Source organism: Acinetobacter gerneri DSM 14967 = CIP 107464 = MTCC 9824, from assembly GCF_000368565.1.
GTDB classification, from domain to species: Bacteria; Pseudomonadota; Gammaproteobacteria; order Pseudomonadales; family Moraxellaceae; genus Acinetobacter; species Acinetobacter gerneri.
Genome location: NZ_KB849542.1, coordinates 259,451 through 272,042, shown reverse-complemented (window position 1 = coordinate 272,042; position 12,592 = coordinate 259,451). Strand labels below are relative to the sequence as shown.

Sequence of the window (12,592 nt, the reverse complement as noted above, 5' to 3'; positions counted from 1 at the left end):
TATGGTGAAACAGGCAAGCTGACTGCAACCGATACGGCAGGCAACATTGGTCCATCGGTTACCACTGATAAAGCAGATACGGTTGCGCCACTCGCGCCAAGTGTTGAACAAAATAATGCAGTAAGTTTGTCAGGTACGAGCGAAGCCAATGCTGTGATCACCCTTGATTTGGGCAATGGCACTACCTTGACTACGACAGCCAATAGTCAAGGCAAATGGTCATTTGTACCCAACCCAATTGCTGATGGTGAAACCGCAACACTGACAGCAACAGATGTGGCAGGAAACATTGGTCTATCGATTACCACAGATAAAGCGGATACGGTTGCACCTTTGGCACCAAGTGTTGATCTAAACAATGCAGCAGGATTGGTCGGAACAAGTGAAGCCAATGCAGTGATCACGCTGGATTTGGGTCATGGCAATACCTTGACCACGACAGCTGATAGTCAAGGCAAATGGTCATTTGCACCAAACCCGATTGAAAATGATGAAACTGCTACGCTTACGGCAACTGATGCCGCAGGTAATATTGGAGCTGAAACCATTACAGAGAAAGCGGATACAGTTGCACCTTTAGTGCCAGTTGTTGATCTGAACAATGCAGCAAGCTTGTCAGGTACAAGTGAAGCTAATACGCTGATCACCCTTGACTTGGGTAATGGTCATACCTTGACCACGACAGCAGATGAAAATGGTCTATGGTCATTTAAACCGAATCCTCTTGCCGACGGTACAAGTGGAGCAGTGACAGCAATGGATGCGGCTGGTAACGAAAGCAGTGTCAAATTAACAGGTGTAGCGGATACTGTTGCACCAACTGCCCCAATTATTAAGAACAATAGTGTTGCTGAATTGGCTGGTCGTGCTGAGCCAGATTCTGTAGTGACAGTAAAAGACATTCACGGGAATACAGTCACCACGATTACAGATAGTACTGGCAAATGGAGCGTCACAATGCCGGGTCTCTCTGAAGGAGATATGCTGAGTGTTACTGCGACAGATGTAGCTGGCAATGTGAGTGAGCCTACATTGGTCAATGTTGTGACTGTGTCTGAAGTGTATGCAACGATTGACAGCTATACGGACAATGTTGGTGCCTTTGTTGGAGATTTCTTGTCTGGTACTTCGACGGATGATACATCACCAGTTCTCAATGGAACCTTGTCTGCTTTACTTGAAAATGGACAAGTATTACGCATCTATGCTGGTACGACATTGATGGGTACAGCGACTATAGATGGTAAAAATTGGAGCTGTGCATTATCCAATCTTGCTGACGCTACTTACACCTTTACAGCCGTGATTGAAAGCGACACAGGTATTTCAGGTACACCATCTGATCCGTTTACGCTGATCGTCGATACCGTTTCACCAACGACAACGACGACTATTGCCTTTCATGATGATGTTGGGGCAGTACAAGGTGATTTTACAGGTACAGGAACTGTAACGGATGATCGTCAAATTCAACTGAGCGGTAAGCTTAGTGATACGCTTTTTGTCGATGAAAAAGTGCTGATTTATAATGGAACAACATTATTAGGCTTTGCAAAGGTTTCAGGTACAGAATGGACATTTGACGTCACTGATTTGCTCAAAAATGGGGTTAATTATACTTTTACAGCCGTTGTGGCCGATACAACAGGTAATACGGCATCAAAAGCTTCAGTGAATTTAACTGTAGCTCTAAATGTAGGAATACAAGGACAAACTACAGCAGATACGACACCGTTGCTCACTGGTACGATCAACTTTGATATGTTGACAGCGACTGAGCATCTCAATGTCATTGTGAATGGGGTTACCTATAGTTCGCTTACAGGGGCTGTTGTTTTAGATTTGGCAAATCATAAATGGTATGTGCAAATTCCAGATGCAAATATTTTAACTGCAAAAACTTATACTGTGACTGCTCAAGTGGTTAAAACTGATGATGGTAGTGTTGTTTCATCATTGGCAAATGCACCATTGATTATACAAACTACAGCAGATGTTGCACCGACAACATCAAGTTGGGCAACTACTGCAAATCCAGGATCATCTACCAACAATACCATTAGCTATGCTTTAAATACTGATGGCCTATGGACAATCGTTGCAAATCATCAGGTTTATAACAGCACAAGTATTTCAAACTATACCCATTATGCGACTCTTACGACTTCACATGGTACGACTGTGAGCGTTGCAGGTTTAGATTTTAACCGTTCTGGGTTGCTTAGTATTGCAAGCACAGATACGAGTTATAGTAACTCAACTCAATCATTTTATACCAATACGGGAAGTGGTTACGCCTTATCTCAATTGAATATGGGGACTACGATTTATTATGGTGGAGTAGTTGTATACGACAAAACGGGTGATGGCTATCTAGACCTTGCTTATGGTGATGGTGGTCATGATTCAATGACATTTATTGCCAATACCAATGGTGTACTCGCTCCAGATGGTACAGGTGGTCGTGCAGGTATGGCGAATTATAATTCAGGTCGTGAGATATCAGGTGTTGATATCAACAACGACGGTACCATTGACATTGCCCAGCATGCTACACAAGCTGGAGCTTATGGCTTAACTGTGATTAATAATAATGGCACATCATTAAGTGTGGGGCAAAGTATTGCGAATGTATTTGCTAATGCTACACATGAATCCACAACAGATTCGGCATCGCTGACTTGGGCTGATTTTAATGGTGATGGTTATATGGATTTATATTTATCCACAGGTTATAACAACACTATTGGTGGGATTTATTATAACAATGCTGGAAAACTTTCATCGACGATAAGTACTGTAGGCAGTACGGCATCAGCAGGATATCTATCTGTAGCGCTCGATTGGAACCATGACGGTATGATGGATCTAGTCAAGTTCACAACCTATGGCACCGCACAAACGGCGACCTTATTTACCAATCTTAACTCTGGTACAAACTGGAACACAGGCTTACTCAGATCTGGATTGGTCAATGTCACAGGTATTGCAGCTCTAGACTATGACTGGGATGGTGCAGTGGATCTCATGGTATCTCAGGCAAATGGCAGCATTGCGCTGATTCACAATGAACAAGCTATTGCCAAAGGTACAGCAATGCATTTACGTATTGTGGATAGTGAAGGGATCAATGTCTACTACGGCAATACAGTGCAACTTTATGATTCAAAAGGTCGATTGGTTGCCTCGCAAATCATCAATCCTCAATCTGGGATTGGCTCTAACGATGCATCTGCGATTGTGAACTTTTATGGCCTTGATCCAAATGAGACTTATTCGGCAACGATTGTGAAAATGAACAAGGGTGTGTCAAATAATGTGACTTGGACTGGATTGGTCGCAGGTGATGGTACTGAAAGTTATGCATTGACTGCTGTTGCTGCGACAGGAATCCATTCAGGTACATTGACAGGAACGGGTTATAACGACACATTTATCGCAGACACGGGAACTTATGTTTATAACGGTAGTGGTGGCTGGAGTAAAGTTTCAGGATTTGGTGTTTGGAGTGCGACTGGTGGTATAGATATCGTTGATTACCGCAATTCAACTTCTGGTATCACGATTGATTTGAGCAAAACAGGTTATCAAATCACGGGCTATAACTTTGCGAAGTTTATCAATATCGAAGGCATCGCGGGGACTTCGAGCAATGATGTCTTCACCAATAATGCCGCTGATAATTATTTTGAAGGTCGTGGTGGAAATGACATTTTCAATTTAATAAACCATGGTGGTCACGATACACTGATTTATAAGCTGATCAATGTGACGGATGCTACAGGTGGTAATGGTGTCGATACAGTTAATGGCTTCTTTGTCGGAACATTTGAAACGGCACCTGATGCTGACCGTATAGATATTCAAGGTTTGTTAAATGGCTATACCGCTTCTGGTACAGATGGTTATTCAGCAAAATATATCAACGGTGTAGCGACGATCAACGCAGGTGATAATATTTCGAAGTATCTCAATGTTTATTTTGATGGCACCAATACCCATGTGCAGATTGATCGAAATGGTGCAGGTGAGTATACAGACTTGCTTGTGATGAATAATATTCAAACTGACTTGGCAACATTGTTGGCAAATCATCAGATTACTATTGCTTAAGTAAATGATTGCGCTTAAGTCAATGATTAGCACCTAAGTAAATAATTTAAATGAATCAAGCATCTATCTTCACGGAGGTAGATGCTTTTTTTTATGAAAATGAGAATTTTAATTTTTAGCCAAGATGATCCGATTTGATGAAAATAAAACAATCAAAAAAGCCTATTCCAAAGAAATAGGCTGAGTGTATTTTTTCTTAGAAAATTTGAATCTTAGATTATTTTTGTCTAAGCATACTGCGTAAAACATTATCTTTGTCAATGAAATGATGTTTTAACGCCATGAGAATATGACCTGCAACAACAAAACCTGCGAACCAAGAAAGATAGATATGCATAGGTTTAACGATGCTCATGATTTGAGGGTTTTCCCCTATAAGCTGAGGAATATTAAATAAATATAAAACAGGAGCAGGGTGACCAGCACTCCAACTAAACAAACAACCCGTAATTGGTAAAGCCAAAAGTAATAAATACAGTACCAAATGACCAAGATGAGCCATGGTTTTCATCATCGGTGACATAGACTCTGGCAGGGCTGGAACTGGGTGGGTATAACGCCAAAATATACGAATAACGACTAAGAAAATAATCGTCGTTGCAATATTTTTATGTAAAGTAATGACATCTCCTTTAAAAGAACCATCATTTTCATAACTTAAAAAATTACCGCTATAAAATCCAATCAGCCAAGCAGTAATAAAGATAATTGCCATGATCCAATGGATCACTTGAGCGGTTTTTGTATAGTATTGAGAGTTTGACTGCATTTTATGCTCAAAATAATCTGGAGGTTGTGACATATTAATCAAAAATGCAGTACACATTAAGTATGATTTTGCAACGGTATCATGCCAAATTTGCAACACTGATACACAATTGAGAGTTTTACGAAAATCAAAAAGTATTTAATTTGTGCAGATACAATATGATTACATCAAATATCTTCATCATTAATATTAATTGTGTGAGATATTTGGCAGAATAGCCGCGAATTTAAATTCCAATTGGATTGAGTAATGAAAAAAATATTCGCGGTATTGTTACCTTTGGCTTTATCTTTAACTGCTTGTGCAACAATGGACGGAACAGGTGCTGCTGGTACAAATGGTACACAAGCTACAACAGCACAGCAATTGGGTGGGGCCGCGTTAAAAATTGCAATTAATGCAAAATGTACAACAGAATTAAACAATCTTCCTGCTTGGCAAACTGCAACAAAATTGATGACTGCTGATCAAAAACAAGAAGTTCAATCAAATATTTGTGGTTGTGTAAGCGACAAAGCGCCTGAAAACATCAGCGCTGTAGATTTGGCAACTGCTGCATTAGATCCACAAGCACGTACTACGATTGTCACCAATGCTGTTACTAAAACGATTAATCAGTGTGTAACACAAGCGATTCAATAATTTATTCTCTAAATTATTTATGATAAACGCATGCACTATAATGCGTTTAAGCATAAAATGGCTGACTTTGTTCAGCCATTTTTTTAGGGTAAATGTATGTTAATTGCGGGTGTAGATGAAGCGGGTCGTGGACCATTGGTGGGTACTGTGGTTGCTGCTGCTGTAATTTTAGATCCAAATAATCCAATTGAAGGATTGAACGATTCCAAAAAATTAACCGAAAAAAAACGCGAAAAACTATTTATAGAAATTCAAGAAAAAGCATTGGCATGGTCGATTGCAGAAGCATCACATACTGAAATTGATCAACTGAATATTTTACAAGCGACTTTTTTAGCCATGAAACGCGCTGTAGATGGTTTAAAGCCCCAACCTGAAAAAGTAATCGTAGATGGTAATCAGATTCCAAAGGGGATAGAAATTGCCTGTGAGGCGATTGTAGGTGGAGATGCAACACATGCTGAAATCAGTGCAGCAAGTATTTTGGCAAAAGTAACACGAGATCGCGAAATGGTCGAGCTTGATAAAAAATATCCACAATATGGCTTTGCCAAACACAAAGGATATCCAACCAAAGCACATTTTGAAGCGATTGAAGCGCATGGTGTGATTGATGAACATCGTCGTTCTTATGCACCCGTTAGACGTGCTTTAGAGCAACAAAAATAAAAATCACATTGTAAAAATGTTTAAAGCGGCCCTATGAGCCGCTTTATTCTCCAGTAATAACAACAAACGCTTAGCGATTGTAGTTATTATTTTGAGAAAAATTATCTTCCTCGAAAGAAGGTTGATAATCTTGGTCTAAGTGTTGAAGATGTTCATGCATCGCACGTTCATGTTGAATACGTTGGTAAATTTCTTCACGATGAACAGATACTTCTTTTGGAGCATTGACACCAATACGAACTTGATTGCCTTTGACACCAAGTACAGTAACACTGACTTGATCCCCAATCATTAATGTTTCTCCGACACGACGGGTCAGAATCAGCATGTTTATCTCCTTGCTAAAATGCTAAACCTGCAACAATTGTCAAATTAAAAGCACAACCTAAAAAATACTATGACAATTAGAACAGAAATCTGTGACAGAATAACCATTTTTGGCAAGACTATCGTAATTTTCTGTATAAAGCTAAGCCTTAATATAACAGAGCCACTATAGAAAAGACTATAGCGGCTCTGTGATTTTCTTGCTATTTACTGCTACATAAATTTAATATTTGATCAAATATTATGCACGTACGCTAGATTCGCCATGTTCACGGTCTAAACCGAACGCTGTATGGAGCGAACGAACAGCAAGTTCTAAATAATTTTCTTCGATAATGACTGAGATTTTGATCTCAGAAGTCGAAATCATCAAAATGTTGATGCCTTCATCAGCAAGCGCGCTAAACATTTTGCTCGCAACACCCGCATGAGAGCGCATACCTACACCTACGATTGACACTTTTACGATGTCATCACGAGTAGCAACTTCACGTGCACCGATATTTTGTGCAGTTTGTTCTAAAATTGATTTCGCTTTTTTAAGTTCACTACGGTTTACTGTAAAAGTAAAATCAGTTGTGCCATCTTCTTCGACGTTTTGGATAATCATATCCACTTCGACGTTGGCATCACCGATAGGCGATAAGATTTTAGAAGCAATACCTGGTTCATCAGGCACACCTAAAATAGTTAATTTAGCTTCGTCACGATTGAACGCGATACCTGAGATGATAGGATTTTCCATGTTGTCTTCCGCTTCAGTAGTGATTAGTGTTCCGACATTCTTTTTGAAGTCTTCGTCGAATGCGCCATCATTGTCATTATCAAAACTTGATAATACGCGTAAAGGCACTTGGTATTTTCCTGCAAATTCCACAGAACGGATTTGCAATACTTTTGAACCAAGGGATGCCATTTCAAGCATTTCTTCAAATGAAATGCGATCTACTTTTTTCGCCTTTGGTGCTACACGTGGGTCAGTGGTATATACACCATCAACGTCTGTGTAAATTTGGCACTCATCAGCTTTTAATGCTGCTGCTAGGGCAACACCTGTAGTATCTGAACCGCCACGACCTAAAGTAGTGGTATTGCCGTTTTCGTCTACACCTTGGAAACCTGCAACAACAATAACATTTCCAGCATCAAGCAAAGAACTCATGACATCTGTGTCAATCGCTTCGATACGTGCTTTGGTAAATGAACTGTCAGTTTTAATACCAACTTGGCGACCTGTTAGTGATTGAGCATTTACTCCAATTGAGTTCAACGCCATCGCTAACATAGAAATCGTTACCTGTTCGCCTGTTGAAACCATTTGGTCCAACTCACGTGGGTCAGGGGTCTCGGTAATGGCTTTCGCTAAAGCCAATAAGCGGTTGGTTTCACCACTCATTGCTGATACGACCACAACCACCTTGTGACCGTGATCATGCCAACGCTTTACACGACGAGCAACATTTAAAATGCGCTCGGGAGTACCCATAGAGGTACCGCCATATTTCTGTACGATTAATGCCATAGTTGTTCCATTTAAGCCATGACCCTGAGTAGCAAAATCAGGGTCTTTACACAAAAGTGAAGTATTATTTTGATTCAAGCCAAGCAGGTAAAGCTGCAATCACTTGATCAAACTTCTCGTTTAGTGGCGCGCCACCTTGTGCTAAATCTGGTTTACCACCACCTTTACCACCAAGCTCAGTTGCAAGGTGTTTAATGATGTCCCCAGCTTTAATATTGCCCGTAAATTCTTTTGCAACAGAAGCGATTAAGCTCACTTTGTCTGCATCAACACCAATAAGGACAATTACAGCATTGTCTAATTTTGATTTGACACTGTCATGAAGATGACGAAGAGATTTCGCATCTTGACCTTTAACTGTCGCAATAAGTGTTTTACGAGATGCAATCTCTTGAGCTTGATTGATTAAATCTGAAGCTAAGAAGTTTGCAAGTTTCTGATTCAATTGTTCAATTTGTTTTTGAAGCTGATGAGCATGTTCTACAGTCGCTTCAACTTTTTCAACAGTTTGATCTTTTTGAGCTTTGAGTAAAGCATTGATATGATTAATTTCACTATCTGCTTTTTGGACTGCTTCTACCGCCTTAGTCCCTGTAACGGCTTCGATACGACGTACACCAGCAGCAACACCACCTTCAGAAGTGATTTTAAATAAACCAATATCACCAGTGCGTTTTACATGGATACCACCACAAAGTTCGATCGAGAAGTTTTTCTCATCTTTGATTGAACCCATAGAAAGTACACGTACTTCATCACCGTATTTTTCACCAAACAGCATCATCGCGCCTTTTTCTTTGGCTGCTTCGATTTCTAAAAGTTCAGTTTCAACGGCTGTATTGGCAATAATTTCAGCATTGACGATACGTTCAACTTGTTGAAGTTGTTCAAACGTTACAGGTTGGTCATTTGCAAAGTCAAAACGTAAAACATCACTTGCAACTAGAGAGCCTTTTTGTTGAACATGTTCGCCTAAAACTTGACGTAAAGCGGCATGTAAAAGGTGAGTCGCTGAGTGGTTACGAGAAGTCGCTTCACGAATATCTGCTTTTACGATCGCTTCAACATTTTGTGTAGCTTTTAAGCTACCCATAGTCACGATACCTTGATGGACAAATGCACCACCAGATTTTTTAGTATCTTGAACTTCAAAAATGCCTGTTTCGTTTTTGAAAATACCGGTATCACCGATTTGACCACCACTTTCTGCATAGAAAGGTGTTTGGTTCAAGACGATCAGTGCTTCATCACCTTCATTTACTTCTTCAACTTGCTCGCCATCTTTATAGATTGCGAGAATTTGACCTTGACCATTGGTTGCGTCATAGCCATCAAATTGAGTTTCACCTTCAACTTTTACGATACTGTTATAGTCGACTGCAAATTTACCTGCATCACGCGCACGTTGACGTTGTGCCGCCATTTCAACTTCAAAACCAGCTTCGTCGATTTCGAGATCACGTTCACGGGCAATGTCAGCAGTTAAATCTGTAGGGAAACCATAAGTATCATAAAGTTTAAATACTGTTTCACCCGGAATGATTTTGCCTTTTAAGTTTGCAAGCTCACCTTCAAGCAATTTCAAACCTTGCTCTAATGTTTTTGCAAATAATTCTTCTTCACGGATCAACGATGCTTCGATAACAGCACGGCGTTCAGCAAGCTCAGGATAAGCTTCACCCATCACTTCGATCAAAGGTTGCAACATTTTGTAGAAGAATGTTCCAGTTGCGCCCATTTTATTACCATGACGAACCGCACGACGAATGATACGACGTAGAACATAACCACGACCTTCATTTGAAGGGTTTACACCGTCAGCAATCAAGAAACAGCAAGAACGTGCATGGTCAGCAACAACTTTAAGTGAAGCAGGGTAATCTACTGGTTTGCCTGTTTCATTTGCAGTTGCTTCAAGTGCAGTAGTATCTACACCGATAATTTCGCTCGCTGCTTTAAGTAAATGTTGGAACAAATCGATTTCATAATTTGAATTGACATGTTGCAATACAGCAGAAATACGTTCCAAGCCCATACCTGTATCAACAGAAGGCGCTGGAAGAGGATGCAATACACCGTCCGCAGTACGGTTGAATTGCATAAATACGTTGTTCCAGATTTCAATGAAACGGTCGCCATCTTCTTCAGGCGTGCCTGGTAAACCACCCCAGATGTGATCACCATGGTCAAAGAAAATCTCAGAACAAGGACCACAAGGACCAGTGTCACCCATTGCCCAGAAGTTGTCTGAAGCGTATTTTTCACCTTTATTATCACCAATACGGATAATACGGTCAGGTGTTAAACCGATTTCTTTATTCCAAATGTCATAAGCTTCATCATCAGTATGATAAACAGTAGCATACAATTTATCTTTAGGAAGATTTAACCATTTCTCACCAGTTAAAAAATCCCATGCAAAATGCAGCGCATCACGTTTGAAATAATCACCGAAAGAGAAGTTACCTAACATTTCAAAGAAAGTGTGGTGACGAGCTGTATAACCGACGTTGTCTAAGTCGTTGTGTTTACCGCCAGCACGGACACATTTTTGAGAAGTTGTAGCACGTGTATAGTCACGTTTTTCAAGACCCAAGAAACAGTCTTTAAACTGATTCATACCCGCATTGGTAAATAATAATGTAGGGTCATTGGCGGGAACTAGAGAACTTGACGCGACACGAGTATGTCCTTGCGATTCAAAGTAGCTTAGAAAAGCTTCGCGAATTTCAGCGGATGTCATAAAACGAGTACTCACAACCAAGTCACTCCATAATTTTTGAATTTGGCAAATGTACCATATTTGATTTTCATACAATCAACGATTGGGTACGGGCTTAATTTTTTAAAAACGCCAAATTATAACGGAAAAAGCTTGATCCACCAATGATTTTAGCTGGAATAAATTAGATTTCGAAATAATTGGGCTTTCGAGATAAAATTTAGAGCAAATTAACAACATTTACCGTCTGAAATGTTTTTAGATGGGGGAAAGTAATATTGAGAAACTAATGTTAAGCAGTAGGCAAGGATCGAATTTCGTTATTGAAAAAGAAGTCGGTTGTTAAATGAAGATCAAGATAACTTTTATAAAGTAACTAACAAATTGGGTCTGTTGACATTTCAAATTGGTTGCGACGTGAGGAGTATACTCCGCAAGATTTTTTAGATGATATGAGGCGTAGATTGAGAAATTTAGTGATCTAAATGATCAAGCTACAACGAAATAGCATCAAAAAATACTCTCATCCCACAGGGTTGTAGCTAAAATGATCTCAGGCATCGTTACGAAATTTGAAAATGGTCTCGCCATTCTCTGCATTTCGTGCCTTGCCTGCTCAATTTTAGCCAACAACGCAATTCAGTTATGAAATGTCAACAGACCCTAGTAATTTAATGAAAAAATATCACTAAAATAACTGAGTTTATGATCTTTCTATATCTTAGAAGGCTTTAAATCTATTAACATATAGCAAATGCGGGTTTCTATCTGAAGGAATAACGATGCAACGAGTGGCAATTAATGGATTTGGTCGAATCGGGCGCAATGTACTTCGAGCTTGGTTTGAAAATCCTAAAGATTTTCATTTTGAAATTGTTGCAATCAATGATGTTGCAGATGTTGAAACCTTAGTTCATTTATTTAAATATGATACGACCCACGGACGCTTCAATGGTCAAGTGGAAATAGAGAATAATCACGATAAAATTTATTTAAATATCAGTGTCGGTTTATTGCACTTAAAAGTACAAGTATTACGTGAAAGCGATCCTGAAAATTTGGCTTGGAAAGCCTTAGATGTTGATGTTGTTTTAGAATGTACAGGCTTATTTCGCTCACACCAAGCGGCAACGAAGCATATTACTGCTGGGGCGAAACGGGTGATTATTGGCGCTGCGCCATTTGATAATGTGGATGCTGCGATAGTATATGGCGTTAATCATACCGAAGTTAAACCGACGGATAAAATCATCTCCGGCGTTTCTTGTACAACGCAAGCCTTAGTTCCTTTGGTTAAAATTATAGACGATGCTTTTGGTATCGAAACTGCGATGATGACAGAAATACATGCAGTAACGGCTGATCAGTCTGTACTTGATCATGCCCATCGTGATCTACGTCGTGCAAGGGCTTCAGGTCATAATATTATCCCAACGACCTCATCTGCTCTAGGCGCATTAAAGCAAGTGATGCCTAAAATGGAAGATCGTATAGAGGGGTATTCGATTCGTGTGCCGACCATCAATGTGGCTGCGATTGACCTGACTTTTGTTGCTCAAATGCCGATTACCACACATTTGATTAACCAAGCCTTGCTTAAAGCAGCCAAAGAAGATTATGCGGAAATCATGTCTTGTACGGATGAATATCTGGTATCAAGTGATTTTAACCATTCACCTTATTCACTGATTGTCGATTTGACTCAAACGATGGTGGTCGGTCATCAAGCCAAAGTCTATGCTTGGTATGATAATGAATGGGGATATGCAAATCGATTATTGGATTTGTGTGAATCTTTCTGTAATGAATAAATAAAAAAGGAGCCTTG

The 12,592-nt window shown here is 39.8% G+C and carries 8 protein-coding genes; 4 read left to right on the top strand and 4 right to left on the bottom strand.

The features are described from left to right. On the top strand, positions 1–4,113 hold a 4,113-nt coding region (locus tag F960_RS06820), incomplete at its 5' end, for an Ig-like domain-containing protein (RefSeq protein WP_004861266.1). A 217-nt stretch (positions 4,114–4,330) separates the two neighbouring features. Here the strand turns inward: F960_RS06820 and F960_RS06815 are convergent. Further along, positions 4,331–4,882, bottom strand: coding sequence for a cytochrome b (locus tag F960_RS06815; protein ID WP_004861263.1), 552 nt, complete (start codon positions 4,880–4,882; stop codon positions 4,331–4,333). Between the two features lie 249 nt (positions 4,883–5,131). Between F960_RS06815 and F960_RS06810 the strand changes: the two genes are divergently transcribed. Further along, positions 5,132–5,524, top strand: a complete 393-nt coding sequence (locus F960_RS06810; RefSeq protein ID WP_004861261.1) for a hypothetical protein — start codon at positions 5,132–5,134, stop codon at positions 5,522–5,524. Between the two features lie 96 nt (positions 5,525–5,620). Then, the gene (gene rnhB / locus F960_RS06805; protein WP_004861257.1) at positions 5,621–6,193 is read left to right on the top strand and encodes a ribonuclease HII; all 573 of its coding nucleotides are present in this window, start codon (positions 5,621–5,623) and stop codon (positions 6,191–6,193) included. Positions 6,194–6,263: 70 nt separating this feature from the next. On the opposite strand, the gene csrA is transcribed toward rnhB, so the two are convergent. The 3 genes from csrA to alaS all read right to left on the bottom strand — a co-directional run bounded on the left by csrA (position 6,264) and on the right by alaS (position 10,800). Further along, positions 6,264–6,521: a carbon storage regulator CsrA gene (gene csrA / locus F960_RS06800; protein ID WP_004861254.1), complete on the bottom strand. Its 258-nt coding sequence runs from the start codon at positions 6,519–6,521 to the stop codon at positions 6,264–6,266. A gap of 240 nt (positions 6,522–6,761) precedes the next feature. After that, the gene (locus F960_RS06795) at positions 6,762–8,042 is read right to left on the bottom strand and encodes an aspartate kinase (protein WP_004861251.1); all 1,281 of its coding nucleotides are present in this window, start codon (positions 8,040–8,042) and stop codon (positions 6,762–6,764) included. A 64-nt stretch (positions 8,043–8,106) separates the two neighbouring features. Next, entirely contained in the window at positions 8,107–10,800 is a 2,694-nt protein-coding gene (gene alaS, locus F960_RS06790; RefSeq protein ID WP_171066248.1) for an alanine--tRNA ligase, read from the bottom strand. A 746-nt stretch (positions 10,801–11,546) separates the two neighbouring features. Between alaS and gap the strand changes: the two genes are divergently transcribed. Beyond that, entirely contained in the window at positions 11,547–12,575 is a 1,029-nt protein-coding gene (gap, locus tag F960_RS06785) for a type I glyceraldehyde-3-phosphate dehydrogenase (protein WP_004861246.1), read from the top strand. Positions 12,576–12,592 lie beyond the last annotated feature (17 nt).

What these genes read in the sequence shown, in the direction of transcription:
- F960_RS06815 (WP_004861263.1), bottom strand. Translation starts at nt 4,882, where the DNA reads ATGCAGTCAAACTCTCAATACTATACAAAAACCGCTCAAGTGATCCAT.
- F960_RS06810 (WP_004861261.1), top strand. Translation starts at nt 5,132, where the DNA reads ATGAAAAAAATATTCGCGGTATTGTTACCTTTGGCTTTATCTTTAACT.
- rnhB (WP_004861257.1), top strand. Translation starts at nt 5,621, where the DNA reads ATGTTAATTGCGGGTGTAGATGAAGCGGGTCGTGGACCATTGGTGGGT.
- csrA (WP_004861254.1), bottom strand. Translation starts at nt 6,521, where the DNA reads ATGCTGATTCTGACCCGTCGTGTCGGAGAAACATTAATGATTGGGGAT.
- F960_RS06795 (WP_004861251.1), bottom strand. Translation starts at nt 8,042, where the DNA reads ATGGCATTAATCGTACAGAAATATGGCGGTACCTCTATGGGTACTCCC.
- gap (WP_004861246.1), top strand. Translation starts at nt 11,547, where the DNA reads ATGCAACGAGTGGCAATTAATGGATTTGGTCGAATCGGGCGCAATGTA.